Source organism: Lishizhenia sp. (assembly GCF_057456495.1).
In genome coordinates, this window is the sequence record NZ_JBVCPV010000059.1 from 1 (window position 1) to 15701 (window position 15701).

At 37.2% G+C, this 15701-nt stretch carries 13 protein-coding genes and 1 pseudogene; 10 read left to right on the forward strand and 4 right to left on the reverse strand.

Annotation, left to right across the window (positions count from 1 at the left end; all coding sequences use genetic code 11):
- The 9 genes from AC22ZQ_RS06040 to AC22ZQ_RS06080 all read left to right on the forward strand — a co-directional run.
- A partial coding sequence (locus AC22ZQ_RS06040; protein ID WP_318957885.1) for a YdeI/OmpD-associated family protein occupies window positions 1-258 on the forward strand: 258 nt, incomplete at its 5' end.
- A gap of 24 nt (window positions 259-282) precedes the next feature.
- A complete protein-coding gene (locus AC22ZQ_RS06045) occupies window positions 283-963 on the forward strand; it encodes a hypothetical protein (protein ID WP_318957886.1) in 681 nt (226 codons plus the stop codon).
- Window positions 964-1185: 222 nt separating this feature from the next.
- A complete protein-coding gene (locus AC22ZQ_RS06050) occupies window positions 1186-2403 on the forward strand; it encodes a S8 family peptidase (RefSeq protein ID WP_318957887.1) in 1218 nt (405 codons plus the stop codon).
- 97 nt (window positions 2404-2500) lie between these two features.
- The gene (locus tag AC22ZQ_RS06055) at window positions 2501-2956 is read left to right on the forward strand and encodes a hypothetical protein (RefSeq protein ID WP_318957888.1); all 456 of its coding nucleotides are present in this window, start codon (window positions 2501-2503) and stop codon (window positions 2954-2956) included.
- Between the two features lie 189 nt (window positions 2957-3145).
- Window positions 3146-3358: a hypothetical protein gene (locus tag AC22ZQ_RS06060; RefSeq protein WP_318957889.1), complete on the forward strand. Its 213-nt coding sequence runs from the start codon at window positions 3146-3148 to the stop codon at window positions 3356-3358.
- Window positions 3359-3368: 10 nt separating this feature from the next.
- A complete protein-coding gene (locus AC22ZQ_RS06065) occupies window positions 3369-4211 on the forward strand; it encodes a restriction endonuclease (RefSeq protein WP_318957890.1) in 843 nt (280 codons plus the stop codon).
- 18 nt (window positions 4212-4229) lie between these two features.
- Window positions 4230-5609, forward strand: coding sequence for an MBL fold metallo-hydrolase (locus AC22ZQ_RS06070; protein ID WP_318957891.1), 1380 nt, complete (start codon window positions 4230-4232; stop codon window positions 5607-5609).
- 680 nt (window positions 5610-6289) lie between these two features.
- Complete coding sequence (locus AC22ZQ_RS06075; protein ID WP_318957892.1) at window positions 6290-6997, forward strand: VIT1/CCC1 transporter family protein; 708 nt, start codon at window positions 6290-6292, stop codon at window positions 6995-6997.
- Window positions 6998-7153: 156 nt separating this feature from the next.
- On the forward strand, window positions 7154-8995 hold the full coding sequence (locus tag AC22ZQ_RS06080; RefSeq protein WP_318957893.1) for a PLP-dependent aminotransferase family protein: 1842 nt from the start codon (window positions 7154-7156) through the stop codon (window positions 8993-8995).
- A 111-nt stretch (window positions 8996-9106) separates the two neighbouring features.
- Here AC22ZQ_RS06080 and AC22ZQ_RS06085 read toward each other — a convergent pair whose 3' ends face one another.
- Both AC22ZQ_RS06085 and AC22ZQ_RS06090 read right to left on the reverse strand, forming a co-directional pair.
- On the reverse strand, window positions 9107-11491 hold the full coding sequence (locus AC22ZQ_RS06085) for a T9SS type B sorting domain-containing protein (protein ID WP_318957894.1): 2385 nt from the start codon (window positions 11489-11491) through the stop codon (window positions 9107-9109).
- A gap of 2 nt (window positions 11492-11493) precedes the next feature.
- Window positions 11494-11877 (reverse strand): hypothetical protein, encoded by a 384-nt coding sequence (locus AC22ZQ_RS06090; RefSeq protein WP_318957895.1) that lies wholly within the window; start codon window positions 11875-11877, stop codon window positions 11494-11496.
- A gap of 330 nt (window positions 11878-12207) precedes the next feature.
- Between AC22ZQ_RS06090 and AC22ZQ_RS06095 the strand changes: the two genes are divergently transcribed.
- Window positions 12208-13851 carry an acyl-CoA carboxylase subunit beta gene (locus tag AC22ZQ_RS06095; protein WP_318957896.1) on the forward strand — a complete coding sequence of 548 codons (1644 nt, stop codon included), beginning with the start codon at window positions 12208-12210 and terminating at the stop codon, window positions 13849-13851.
- 17 nt (window positions 13852-13868) lie between these two features.
- Here the strand turns inward: AC22ZQ_RS06095 and AC22ZQ_RS06100 are convergent, their stop codons facing one another.
- Both AC22ZQ_RS06100 and AC22ZQ_RS06105 read right to left on the reverse strand, forming a co-directional pair.
- Window positions 13869-14330, reverse strand: coding sequence for a DUF4268 domain-containing protein (locus AC22ZQ_RS06100; protein ID WP_318957897.1), 462 nt, complete (start codon window positions 14328-14330; stop codon window positions 13869-13871).
- A pseudogene (locus AC22ZQ_RS06105) lies at window positions 14330-15701 on the reverse strand (hypothetical protein); the annotation flags it as partial. The pseudogene AC22ZQ_RS06105 and the gene AC22ZQ_RS06100, both read right to left, overlap by 1 nt.

Consider the following 15701-nt stretch of genomic DNA (forward strand, 5'->3'; position numbering starts at 1 on the left):
GTAATTGAAAGGGCTAAGAAAAATGGATCTTGGACCTTGCTAGACAGTGTAGAAGCACTTATAGTTCCGGAAAAATTAAACCTTGAATTCAACAAATATGAAGGAGCCAGAGACTACTATGAATCCTTGAGCAAATCTTCCAAAAAACTACTCTTATCGTGGATTGTTCTTGCTAAAAGGGAAGCAACAAAAATGAAGCGTATCCAAGCTATCGCAGAAGCTGCTAGTCAACAACAAAAACCCAAACAATTACAGTAATTTCCAATCAAAATCCATCCTTATATGAAGTATTCATTTCTTTTCTTCCCCCTCCTATTTTCATCATTTCTCTTTTCTCAAATGGCGATTGTAAAGGATAAAGATGGTTGGACCAACCTTAGAAAGTCGGCCAATGCACATTCAGAAATAATTTATAAAGTGTATGAAAATGAGGTTTTCTGGTTAGGTTATAATGTTACTGACTCCATGTTAAAACATCAAGAATGGATTCCTGTATTAATTCCAAAAAATAAGTTTAGCTTTCATCAGACTCTTCAACCGTATATCAGTGGGTTTATACACAGGTCTCGGTTAATGCTCTTGGATGAGCTTGAAGAATATGCGGGCAATGACTTTTCTTTTCAATATTTCACCAGTCCATTTGACTCTACCCACAAGATTATAGATACCATAAATAAAACTTGTTTTACTCGAATTAATGGAAGACCTATTTGGGGAACAGATGGTAATCTCCCTAAAACGCAAGTTGACTCAATAGCAATAAACCTTAATGGAACGGATCTCCATCTTCACCATATCTTCTATTCTGACATTTATGAATGTACAAACAACTTTACTATTTATAAAAGCGGTGACATTTTCTTTGTATATCAATACAACAGTGACGGAGCCGGGTTCTATGAAATTCTTTGGGTATTTAATGAAAAGGGCTTGATGCAGCGATTAATTGACAATGTAATATGAGTGCCAGGGCATTCATCCACCAAAATAATATGTAGCACAATTCTCTTAACCCACAAACTTTGATAGGTATACAATTAGGTTTCTGCCCTTGATTATTTGTCCATTTTCAAATAATCAAAGAACAAGGACAAATAAAAACAATCAGCAACTTTTTGGACAAATTCATTCTATTTCTTTCATCATTTTTTTCGTAACTTGTAATGAAACAAAAACCCAAAAACGATGAAAAAGAAATTAATTTACACACTAGGATTTAGTGCCTGCACCTTGTTGGCTGTGAGTTGTAAAAAAGATACTCCCGTCCAAGAAGAGGAAAGAAGCGAAATCGAAAACATGGAAACTCCGACCAAGTTCGGAGAGATTATTCCCAATACCTACATCGTTCGTTATGAAAAAAGTACAATAGCTACACCTAAAAATAACGTGAGTTTAACCTATCAGGAACGTCAAAAATTATTCAAAGATGAATTACAACGCGTTCACAGAAACATTACACAACGCGATTTAAATGCAGACAAAATTTACGATAAAACTATACTGGGTTATGCTGCCGTTCTGAGTGATGAGGAAGTACAGCAATTAAAAAATGACCCGCGTGTGATTAGCGTTGAGCCTGACAGAATCGTATCTCTAGGGAAACCAGAAGGCGTAGGTGGAGGAAATAAAGGAAGTGATAATCCACCCCCACAAACTACACCTTGGGGAATAAACAGAGTTAACGGAGGAGGATCTAGTTCATCCTTTACCGCATGGATTGTAGATTCTGGAATTGATTTAGACCATCCAGATTTAAATGTAAACACAAGCTTATCTGAAACCTTCTTAGGGGGAAATTCAACACCGGATGATCAAAATGGACATGGTACTCATGTTGCCGGAACCGTTGCAGCCATTGACAATAACTTTGGTGTAATCGGAGTTGCACCAGGAACATCTGTTGTATCTGTACGTGTTTTAGACCGTAGAGGTAGCGGTTCATTAAGTGGAGTTATCGCTGGAGTAAATTACGTGGCGAGCAATGCAGGAGCCAATGATGTTGCTAATATGAGTTTAGGTGGAGGGATTTCTACTTCTTTAGATGCCGCAGTTGTATCAGCTTCTAGTACATGTAAATTTGTTCTTGCAGCAGGTAATGAATCTGATGATGCTAATAATCATTCTCCTGCCCGTGTTAATGGTGCAAACATCTACACAGTAAGTGCCATGACCTCCACAGATGGATGGGCGAGTTTTAGTAACTATGGTTCACCTGTAGATTATATAGAACCTGGTGTAAACGTTAATTCTACATGGAAAAATGGTGGATACAACACTATCTCCGGAACTTCTATGGCTGCTCCTCACTTAACAGGATTACTTTTATTAGGAAATGTTAGTATCGGAGGATACGTAAATGTAACTCCTGATTACCCAGATACAGATCCTATTGGAGTTCATTAGAACTCAATACATATGAATACAAAACTCAACCTTCGGGTTGAGTTTTTGTGTTCAATATTCAAATATTCAATCACGCTTAATCATTAATATCTTGACCATGAATGTCAATTTCAAACTCTTCTGCTCTTTCTACTTTATTCAATTACTTTCCATATCTATATCGTTTTCACAGGTAAATCGAAAGGTAATTGATGCAACGACTCACATTGACCAATTTGAATTTACACAAAGACCATTGAAAAGTGATACGCTTATACCTGATACCACTTATACCTTCCAAGTTTCTTTTGAAGAATGGGAAGGACAATCTTTAGGTGAAAAAGTAAATGTAGAATTTAAAGCGGGAAAGGTTAAGGTATCATACTTGGGAGAAGGTCAAATGAGGGGGTACAAGAAAGGAGACATTCTAGAGGAAGGTTTCATTCTCCGTCATAAATCTGGTGTATTTATAATTAGTAATGATGAAAAGGATAGAGAGTTGGAGGAAGTGGGTGGCTGTACAGGTAGTCCAACCGTTATAAATCTGAAAATCAAAAAGTACTTCATGTGTTAACTCTGAGAAAAGAAAAAGCACAAAAAACCTAGACTCCGAAAAGCCAGTAGACAAATACTTTACCATAGTTCTAACGAATCGTTAAGCCGTCAGAATAAACGAGTATTAAATAGATAGTTTTTCACGTTAAAAATCCGTATCTTTTATTGGTCAATACCATACGTAATCATCCCATTAAAAACATGAATCATGAAAAGGCTACAAGGATTACTACAAGAAATAACTACATTAACTTTAAAAATAGAACAGGAATACCCTGGGCTTTATCAGCATCTCAATGAAACGCCCATGACTTTAGATGTACCAGTAACAGATAAGATTGACACCAAAAACTTATCAGAGTACTTAGAAAGTTTAAAAATTTTGCTCAAACGCCATATGGAAAGTCACCCAGACGCATAACCCAAGCCCTATGGAAAATGAGCAAATATCCATCCTAAAAATGAATGGGAAACACGATGTTTTCGATGCTAGAAAACTGCGCCTTTCATTGAAAAACTCAGGAGCTACAGACGACATGATAAACCATGTGCTTTCAGAAGTTTCTGCAGCACTTTACGAAAACATCTCCACCGAGGAAATACATAAAATTGCCTTCTCTCGCTTACGTCAATATAAAAGATCCATTGCGGCTCGCTACAAATTAAAAAAAGCGCTTTTAGAAATGGGTCCTTCTGGATTTCCCTTTGAAAAAATAGTAGAACAAACGCTTATACATCAGGGATATCAAACTGAAACCGATCAGATTTTAGAGGGGGTATGCGTTAAACATGAAGTTGATGTGATTGCTCAAAAAGACAATCGTTATCTCTTGGTAGAATGTAAGTTTCATAGCGAGCAATCTCGACAAAGTGATGTAAAAATCCCTTTATATATTCAATCAAGGTTTCATGATATCAAGCAAAACTGGAAAAAGCTCAATCAGCATCAAAACAAAATACATGAGGGATGGATTTTTACCAACACGCGTTTTAGCAAAGATGCCATTCAATATGGAAACTGTATGGGAATAAAACTTGTCGATTGGGACTCTCCAGCTCAAGGATCATTGAAAGAATTAATTGATCAGGCCGGACTTCATCCAATAACTTGTTTAACCTCTTTATCTCTGAATGAAAAGCATAAATTACTCAATGAAAATATAGTATTGTGTAAGGAACTCATGAATAGCAGAAATATACTCTTCAAAATTGATATTCATAAACAAAGGCACTCGAATATATTATCAGAAGCAAAACAATTGTGTAACTTGTAAATAGCTAAAACAACCAACATGAAGATAAACGATAATATCTCTATTCACTTCCTTGGTGCTGCCGGCACTGTAACAGGTTCGAAATATCTTATTGATACAGGTGAAAAAAAAATAATGATAGACTGTGGACTCTTCCAAGGGTTAAAAAAACTTCGTTTACTCAACTGGGATTATTTACCTGTTAATGTAGAAGAAATTGATGCTGTTCTACTGACTCATGGGCATATGGATCATACAGGATATCTCCCAAGACTTGTAAAAATGGGTTACAAAAATGCCATTTACGGCACAGCACCAACTTTAGAAATTGCCGAAATCATTCTTCGCGATAGTGCAAAAATTCAGGAAGAAGAGGCACAAAAAGCTAATAAGGAGGGATATTCGAAACATTCACACCCTGCTCCTTTGTACGACTTAACAGACGCGGAAAAAGCCATACATCATTTCCGAACAATGCCAGAAGGAGAATGGCTCAATTTATTTGAGGATATAAAAGTAAGGTTTCAATACAATGGACATATTATAGGTGCTGCTTTCATAGAACTAGATGTGCACGGGAAACGTTTTGTTTTCTCCGGTGATATTGGTCGCAAGGAGGATTTATTAATGAGACCGTACAAAAAGCCTCAAAGAGCCGATTTTCTTTTTATTGAAAGCACCTATGGAGATCGGTTACATCCCAAAGAAAACTTGCAGGATAAACTCCAAAAAATCATCAATCATACAGTAAATAAAGATGGAACATTAATTATCCCAAGTTTTGCGGTTGAACGTACACAAACACTTATGTACGTGATATGGCAACTTAAGAAAAAAGGTCTTATTCCGGATATCCCATTAATTATGGACAGTCCGATGGGAGCAAATGTCTTAAACGTGTTCCATAATCACAAATCATGGCATAAACTCTCAACGGAAGAGTATACAGCCATGTGCAATGCCTTTACAATAGTTCAAGAATACAAAGAGACATGGGAAGTTATCGATGATAGAAGATCGAAAATTGTAATTGCAGGAAGTGGAATGATTACTGGGGGGAGAGTATTGACTTACCTTCAACAATATGTTGATTTACCAGAAACCTCCATTTTGATTGCAGGATATCAGGCTGAAGGTACGAGGGGTAGAAAATTATTAAATGGATGCGTTGATATAAAGATTTACGGAAAGTATTATGAAGTAAAAGCAGAGGTTTTTGAAATCCAAACTCTATCGGCACATGCCGATCAAAAAGAACTATTAGACTGGATGAGCGAAATATCGAACACCCCCGAGCAGGTGTTCATCATTCATGGCGAAGCACATGCTGCAGATACTTTTCGTGTTAAAATTAAAGACACTTACCATTGGGATTGTAGTTTACCTGAGCTCTACGATATCATTTCCGTTCCAGCATGAGGCTAATTATTTGTTCAAAATGTATCCAATTCATCTCTTTTTTAGTAAGTAATTCGGCATTTCAATAAAAATCTTGCGACTTTAAGCTGTTTTTTCAACTAATTTCTTTTGCCTTTTATTAAATGATTTTATTGGGATAATTATTTTTTTTCGCGTAAATTACTCTATAAATAGGTATTCCCCCCTTAAAAATAGGGGTGTTTCTACCGTTGGATATTTGAGAATCGGTTGTAACTTTCTGTTAAATATGGAGAAAAGAGGAGAGTAATTTAACTATAAAAATGTAAAAGACACCCTTTACAAAAAATGACTTTCCTTTGAATTTGACCGTTGTATTTATGAATAAAAAAGTAACATTATTAAAATAAGGTACGACAGAATTGATACGGAAAAGTCTAAGAAACTATACCCTACAACTAAACAAACCTCAGAAAAAAGAAATGACCGTCTCACTGCGATGGTAAAATTGATAGTTCTTTAAAAAGAGATAAAGATTTGAAATTTCCTTTCTTCTAACAAAATAGAATTCTTTGGCTTTTCCCTGTCGGCCAAACCTCACCTCATCTCAACACAACTTCTAACCTTTTAAATACATTGAACACTACTTTATTCCTCACTTAAAATCTCTTTTTACAGAAATAAACTGTAAATTAGGTGTTAAACGCTGTTCTATAAATAAGATGGATAAAGTAAATCTCGACAATTATCTAGACAAACATTACATACACCGAAGTAATTGGTTACGCGCAGCAGTATTAGGTGCTAATGACGGTATTATTTCGGTTTCCAGTTTAGCCATAGGTGTTGCTGCCGCCAGCTCCACCCATGAACCCATCATATTAGCTACAGTAGCAGGTTTAGTGGCCGGAGCCTTATCAATGGCTGCAGGAGAATATGTATCAGTAAGCTCTCAAACAGATACCGAAAAGGCAGATATAGAACGAGAAAAACAAGAACTTAGGGATACCCCAATTGAGGAACTTCAGGTTTTAGCCCAAATTTATGAAGCACGTGGTTTATCCAAAGCTACAGCCTTGCAAGTTGCCATAGAACTTACACAAAAGGATGCCCTCGGAACCCACATCAGAGATGAATTAGGGATTAATGAAATAAGCAAAGCCAAACCTTTACAAGCAGCTTTGGCATCAGGAGCATCCTTCACTGTGGGTGGTTTACTCCCTTTACTTGTTGTACTTTTCACCCCCTTAAGTTTAATGGAGTATGCCTTGTATATTTCCACCATTTTCTTTCTAATTCTCTTAGGAGCTACTTCAGCAAAGACAGGAGGAGCACCTGTTCTTAAACCTGTACTCCGCATTACTATCTGGGGAACAGTAGCCATGCTAGTTTCAGCATATGTTGGATCTCTTTTCGGTGTAGATATATAATTCCATTTACGAAGAATTGCTTTAGGTTAAAGCAATATTTCCAATCCTGCTCTTTAACATTTTCTAGAGCCTGTAGAAAAGGGCCAAGACGTCTCCAAAAACTTTTAAAATCCATCGAATTCTGCTATCTTGGCCGCCAATCTGAAGGAGAAAATTATGGAGAACAATAAATTGATCAATTACATTTCTACGCTAATCGAGCAAGTACCAACAGACTGGTTAAAACTTACAACTCACCGATTAGATATATATGACGAATCTCAAGCTAAAACTCAATTTTTAGAGCAATTCGAAGCTTTGGTAAATGCAGATAAATTATCTACCCAAAATTTAGAAAGTTTACCAACAGCCTACGATTATATTCGTTTAGGTCACCCACTTTCTTCTGTTTTAGAATGGACCATTGCAAAAATGAACGGACTTTCAGCAGAACGTGTAATCAGTTTTCAATCTATCACCATTCCTTTAATGGCCGTATTGAGAAAGAATTTATTCTTGAAAAAAAATACGCGTGTAGTGTATACAGATCAACTACCATCTCAGTTTGATTTTGATGCATTAAGAAAAGTTTACGGATACAACTTTGAGGTTGAACACATTGATAAGGATGCAGCATTGGAAGCATTTGATGGAAGTACCGTATTTATTTCTACACATAACAAAGTAGGTGAATTAACTGAGCATGATAATGTTGATTTCTTCTTAAGTATACATGCTCCATATGGAAGTATTTTATCAGTACTTGGAGAGGAGAACCAAACTTATGTTTCAGAAATTCAACACGTAAGAAGAAGAGAAACGGTAGCAATGACGCCTGCAAATACTTTCTCCGTACTGCAACAATTAGTCGGAAAAGACGCTCATCAAAACATTAGTGACCTCGCAACCAATAAAGCTAAACTGCGAGCAGAGGTAAAAACAATAACCAATACAAACTCTGAAGCCTTGGTTGCTTCGTGTGGGTTATCTACACAATATGCCATTGTAATGGGATTAATAGACCATGCATTGGAAACATACCCAGGAAAGGAAATAAAAATTGTTGTTCCACCGAACTGTTATGGAGGTACTAATGATCAAGCTCGAAGAGTGGCAGCATGCCTAGAAAACGTGGAAGTAATGGACTTACCCGTGGATGGAGGAAACGATATGGTAAACAGTGTGGACAGAGTACTGACAACCATTGCTGAGATGGATGCTGTACCTTTCATTATAGCTGAAATACCAACCAACCCAAGGGTTGAAGTTCCTGTATTAGAAAATTTAAGAGATGCGCTAAGCAAAGAACGCACTACTCCAAATGGAGAAAAAGCGGTTGCTCCGGTCTTTATCTTAGACCAAACTTTTTGTCCAAATTTTCATTTCTTAGGAGAAAATAACATTCTAGCATCAGTTAGTGCTATCGCCTATGTAAGTGGATCTAAATTCCCTAGTGGTGGTAAGTGTACAGCCGGATATTTAGTAGCCAACAAAAAGGCAGACAACTTGATGGCTAAAATTGAAAAACACTTAACCTTGTGTGACAATGAAGCAACAGCACTTCAGTATGAAATATTAGCAGAACAAATACCTTCTATGAACCAAAGGATAGCAGATGCTTACGTAAATACGAGAGCATTTGTAAATTTCATCGAAGAAGTATTGCCTGAAGCCAAGATCAATTTTGTATCAGAAGAATTAGCACAAGAAGGATTTACTCCTTCTGTATTCTCTTTGGACCTTCCAACGAAAGGAAACACAGCCGAAGAAAAAGAAAGCTACAAACGTGAAATGAACAATTTATTGATCAACATGATGATTACTGAAATTCCTAATGAAAGTAAATATTGTGTAAGTTATGGTCAATTAAAGGGATGTTACTGGACAATTCCTGCAACCTCAACACAAGGTACTACAAAGGAAGCTGACAAAGACTACATCGCGCGTGTATCTTTATCTGCAAATATGGACTTAGAAAAACACAAAGAAGTCTTCAAAGACTTTGTTTCAAAAATGTAAGAATAAAAGGGAGGTTAATTTGATCTCCCTTTTTTCTTGGTCATAAAGAAAAGGCAATAAAAAAGCCCCGAGCAAATGCTCGGGGCTTTTAATTATATGCTCGTGTGATGATTACCTAACAACCTGTACAAAACCTTGTTCTACTAATTCTTCGCCCGATTCCATCTCTGCAACAATTTGATAGAAGTATGTTCCTGCAGACACATCAGCTCCCCCTTTGTTAGTTCCATCCCAAGCGGCAAAAGGATCATTACTTTCGTAGACCACATTTCCCCATCTATTGGTAATGACAATTTCGTATGCTTTCACCCCAACAAATTGAATAATAAAAGCATCATTCATATCATCTCCATTGGGTGTAATCACATTGGGAATTGTTAGTCCACATACTTTCTCTACTACTACAGCTGAGCTTGTATAGGAATGACACTCATTGGTTACAATCACCGTATAAACACCTGCACCTTGAACTGTCCTGGTTTGACCAACAGTTCCATCCTCCCAAGTATACTGTAAGTTATTCATATTTGTATCAGCAACAAGCAGTACACTCGCTCCTTCACAAATAAGTGTATCATCTATATGTGTCCACGGATAACCCGGGAAATAAATTTCAGCTGTTACACTCCTATTACATTGTTGATCCGTAAAACTTACCTCATACGTACCCGCAGTACTAGTTGTAATTATTGGGTTTTCCATATTGGCGTTCGGTGTAAAATGAACCGCTGTATCTTGAGCATTCCAAACTCCCCCAGAATAAGAAGCAGTCCCTGTAACTTGTAAACCTAAATCACACGCAATGGTATCTCCAAAAATTGCAGGCCCAGGGGCTACAAAAAATGTTACAGTTGTATCGTATTCACACCCAAAATCATCAATAACATTAAAGGTGAAATTATATTCTCCTTCAGCACTAGGGTTCACCATTAAAACGGTATCCTCTTGTCCTCCTACTATAGCAGGATCATCTGTCCACCACTCCTGCTCTATCACATTTTGGTAACCTTCTGTTTCGGGAAACAAATCTTGATTAAAGAACAATCCCCATGAGAAAATATATCCATCATCTATTCCTAAATTGTCTGTAACTGTAATCGTCCAAGCTCCGTCGATTGGACACCCTATGAACCCACTAAATGAATCTTCGGGAAGATAAACACCGTCAGGGTTCATTGAATTAAACCCACCACTATTTAAAACGGTGTTTCCATTTCCATTTTCAGTTATTAAATCACTCCAGTTTGCATAAGTATCAGAGAAGGCATAGGTCCAAATCTCAGGTCCAGGAGCACCTCCGTCTATGTTCGTGTCATCACCTAAAAAAGTGGAACCTCCACCCCCCGAATTTCCATTAAAAATAACGATCGAAGTACCATTAGGACATTCCAGCTCAACCTCTAAATCACCCAAGAAACTGTGTTCCATGGCTAAAATTAACGAATCAATATCTGATGCTGACTGTATAGTCACACCAGGTCCAAATCCTGTAATAGGAATGGTGGTAGAATAAGAAACCCCTACTCCATCAGGCAAAACAGTTAACCCAGCATAAGTACCTCCAATTACAAAAGTTCCTCCGGGTACATGTACACCAGCCGTATCTGTGGTGGTTACACCACCTACTAACTCCGTAATCTCTCCCATACAAACAGTATCCTCTAAGGTACCGGCTCCAGAAAAGTTGGGCAATTGAGAAACGCGAACTTTACAGTTCATAACCTCCGTGGTTGGAAAATCATCCGTTGTTCTTAACTCAACAAAATAACCCGTTCTAGCTGGAGGTGTAAACCACAAAGAATCTCCTTGAAACTGACCTACTCCAGAAATGGTCCATTCGAAATTTACCGTTGTGTTGGATTGCGAATAGCCCGTTCCAGTATTTTCTAACGCATAAGGAAAGTCAGGCTGAGCTACAAATAAGATAGAATCTCCTAAACAAACGTCTACATACCCCGTATCTGATGGGTTTAAAACATCGGTTGTGCCGTCATTAACAAATGCTTCTATATGATTTTCGAAGGGTTGAGGTGGATTACCACATGTTATATTTGCCGTCCAACCTGTTCCTTCAACTGCACCATCAGAAATAAATTCCAAGGTTAAACATCCACTTGGATTATTCCAAGAAGCCTCTACATTCATCCCATTTGGATGGGTAACAGAATTATAACTACCAATTAATGGAGCCGAAATATTATCTCCATCATAAATGCGAAGTTCATCGCTTCCATCAATATCAAAGGTAAAACCAGCATTTGTAGCAAAAGCTACTCTTACTTTAGAACCTTGTGATAAATCTGGACAAAGTGTTAACACCTCATTTGCATTGGCAGGATAAGACCCAGAACCATCGTAAGTAAAATTTGTTGGGTTTCCACCAATGGTACTACAATCTAAAGGATTATTTACATCATTATCGGGACCAGTCATGGTAAACTGACCAAAAGTTAAAAAAGCGCTAAGGGCAAAAACTGAACTTAAAAATAACTTCATCACTACTTACGGTTTTTAGATTGGAATTCAATTTTAAGTCGTTCAAAAGAATAAAGACTCACCCATAGATTTGTTCCTTTTAATTGAATGTACAGGGTTTTGTTTGCTTTGATTCTTAACCCTAAATCTAAATATGACTTAGCAGCTTTAAATCGAGATTCATCAACTATAAAATCAGGAGTAACCGCTTGCTTCTTCATTTCAAAAGCTTTGGACAAAGCATATTCTACACTATAATTCATCACCTTAATATCTTGGGGTGACATTGCTTTCAAATCGCTCAATTCTTTCGTAGAGTAATGTGTTTCAAAAGCCTTGTGGACCTTGATTTCTGTGGTTAAGGAAATATTACACACACTCAAAAGTGTAATTAAAAAAAGTTTCATAATTAATTCATTTTGAGGTTTTGGTTGTTAAGTGGTGTCGCTAAGATAGTATTTAGATTAAATATTTTTCACACTTGCAACCAGTAAATGAAAGAATATTAACAACAAAATAACGTGTTATTGTAGACCCACCTCCAAAGAAATTCACTTCCTAAATTAAAATCAACACCAATGAAATATATCTCACAAATTGATCCATTTCTTTACATAGATTATACTTATCTAAGATTCATCACCTCAAGAGAATATTAAGTGAATTAGGGAAAAGTAGCCCTTAAACACAAGGAGAATCAAGAATTCCTTCTATTTTTAAGCCTAAATTGAATATTCATGGGTATTTCAAAGAAAGAACTAGACTTTAATAAAAACGAAGACGCTATGCGTCTTAAGATATCACAACTACAAAGGGAATTAGACAAAGTATACCTAGGAGGTGGAAAAAAGAAGATTGAAAAACACCACGCAAAAGGAAAACTTACAGCTAGAGAGCGTATTGACTACTTATTGGACAAGAACACAGAGCGTGTTGAAATAGGTGCTTTCGCAGGAAAAGGAATGTATGAAGAGTACGGAGGTTGCCCTTCTGGAGGTGTTGTTATTGTTATAGGATATGTAGCAGGTAAGCAATGTATAGTAGTTGCCAATGATGCTACTGTGAAGGCAGGAGCTTGGTTCCCAATTACTGGTAAGAAAAACTTGAGAGCGCAAGAGATTGCCATGGAGAACAACTTACCTATCATTTACTTGGTAGATTCTGCAGGGGTTTTCTTACCGATGCAAGATGAAATTTTCCCAGACAAAGAACACTTTGGTCGTATTTTTAGAAACAACGCGGTAATGAGCTCACGCGGAATTGTACAAATTGCTGCTGTAATGGGAAGCTGTGTTGCCGGAGGTGCTTATTTGCCAATTATGTCTGACGAAAGTTTAATTGTCAACAAAACAGGAACTATTTTCTTAGCAGGATCTTACTTAGTAAAAGCTGCTATTGGAGAATCTATAGATAATGAAACCTTGGGAGGAGCACATACGCACACAGAAATATCTGGTGTTTGTGATTACCAAAGTGAAACTGACGAGGAGTGCTTAGATACAATTCGTGAAATCATGGATAAGGTAGGTGCAAAAGAAAACGCTGGATTCGATAGAAAGGAAAGCGTAGCACCAAAGGTACCTGCAAAAGATTTGTATGGGATGTTACCTGTGGAAAGAAGCAAACCTTACGACGTTAGAGAAATCATTAAAGCTGTAGTAGACGACTCTGAATTTACTGAATACAAAAAAGGATTTGGTAAATCATTAGTAACTGCTTATGCCCGCATAGATGGATGGAGCGTTGGTATTGTAGCAAACCAAAGAGAGTTGGTAAAAAGCGGTAAAGGTGAATTGCAATTCGGAGGAGTGATTTATTCTGATTCTGCCGACAAAGGTGCGCGTTTCATTATGAACTGTAACCAGAAAAATATTCCATTGGTATTCTTAACAGACGTTACCGGATTTATGGTAGGTTCTAAGAGTGAGCACGGTGGTATTATTAAAGATGGAGCCAAATTAGTAAATGCCATGGCCAACAGTGTAGTACCTAAATTCTCTATTATTATGGGGAACTCTTACGGAGCAGGAAACTACGCAATGTGTGGTAAGGCTTATGATCCACGATTAATCGTAGCATGGCCAACGGCTGAGATTGCTGTAATGAGTGGTGCTGCTGCAGCTAAAACTTTGTTACAGATAGAAGTTGCTTCTTTAAAAGCGAAGGGGGAAGAAATTACTCCAGAGAGAGAGAAAGAACTTTACGATACAATTAAGAATAAATACGACGAACAAATTTCTCCATATTACGCAGCATCTCGTTTATGGGTAGATGCTATTATCGATCCTACAGAAACGCGTAAAGTAGTAAGTATGGGTATAGAAATGGCCAACAATAAGAAAGCTGAAAAGCCATACAATGTTGGAGTTATTCAAACGTGATTAAAATAAATTAACGCTTACTGAGCTAGTGTAAGCAATATTTCATCGTAATCTGTATAGAAACGGTCGAAAGCAATTAACTTTTCTTGAAAGAAGGCATAGATTTTATCTGTGTCTTCTTTTTTGAACATATTTACATCGGGCAACTCCCAGTAAATTCTACTTACACTGTGTCCGTATTTTATTTCTACATCTTCATCCCAAATTCCAGGCCCCATTTCTGACTCCAAAACAACTTTCAATTCTTGTAATTGTTCCCAGAAAATTTCTTTAATCCCTTCATCTTTGGGCTGTAAGTCCAAAGCAAAAATTGCGCGTTTACTGTTTACATCCAGTCGAACATAGAAAAACTTGAGTCCGGTTCTATAATTGATCCAATTCGCACGCTTACCATTGGCCGACTTGCGGTTTTGCATCTTCTTTTTCAAACCTTCCCAAAACAGGGTTTTTCTCTCACGTAATTCTTCTTTACTAAACATTATCTCTTGATGTAATGAAAATAAATATCTTCTTTATCGAGTCCTTTAACGGGCTTTCTTATTTCGAATTCCAGGCTATATTTTCCCGGTAAGAAATGATTAAAGTTTTCAGCAAAAATAAGAGGATATTTTTCACTGTAAAACTGTAAAGCTCCTACAAAAGTGTTTGCTCTAAAAGTAAGCGTTCCCCTTCTGGTTTCATCATCATACGCTAAAGCGACAATCTCAACTGTTGAATTTTCTAAAGATTCCTTTCGTTTTTCATTATTTAATATGAACTCAAAGCTCTTTTCACCCAGGGTGATCAACAGAAAATCACCCAAACTATCCTCCACTCTTACCTGTTGCTTCATTTGTGCAGTAAGTGGATAATCTGTCCGGTGTAACAACTGTCCCTCAAAGGAATAATATTTCAATTCTAAAGCTTGGTTTTCTTCAGGAATATCCTCTTGTAGAAAATAGAAATCTGACGGACGATTGGGATCTCTTACTACCGTTTGAGGAGCAAACACCTCTTTAGCCGCATAATAAAGTGCTTTACGTTCTCCATGATAGTCTATGGCTGACCAAGTAGGAGCTTCCCAACAATCGTTCAATTGCCAAAACAAAGAACCTCCACAAGCCGGTGATTGCAAACGTTGAGCGATCAAGGCTCCTCCAACTCCTTTAGTTTGTACCAATTGACTCTTATAAACAAAATCAGAGAACCCTTCATACTTTTCAAATTCTCGTTGGATAAACGCTTCAATTTTTGCACTACCTATGTAGCTTTTTTGTCGTGCTTGAATAGCAGTATTCTCCAAAGACCAATTTTCCTTTTCTGTAATCATACGCATTGCATATGGCGAAGGAAAGCTCTGAAAACCAAACTCAGCATTAAAGCGACCAATTTGTTTCCAAAATTCTTGAAGAGAGTCATTCCCATGCCAAACTCCCCAATAATGCATGGTTCCGTGTTTAAAATTTTCAGCTGTTCCCCAGTTACTCAACGGCGAAGTATGTTCGTACGGAATATTAGCATATAGAGCAACAACATCCTTTAGTAACACTTTAAAAATTTTATTATAGCCCTCTTCTATTTTCAGTTGAGCTGTTTCCGTCAAATTATACTTTTCTTGTCCCTGAAATCCCCAGTTCTTCCAAGCAACCTCTACCTCATTGTTCCCATTAAAACAAACTACAGAAGGATGTTGTCGTAAACGCTTAACTTGATAGATAGCTTCAGTTTCAACACTGTTTAAAAAAGCAGTATCGCTAGGATACATGGCACAAGCAAACATAAAATCTTGCCAAACTAGAATGCCCTTTTCATCACATAAATCATAAAACACTTCATCTTCATATATACCACCACCCCAAACACGAAGCATA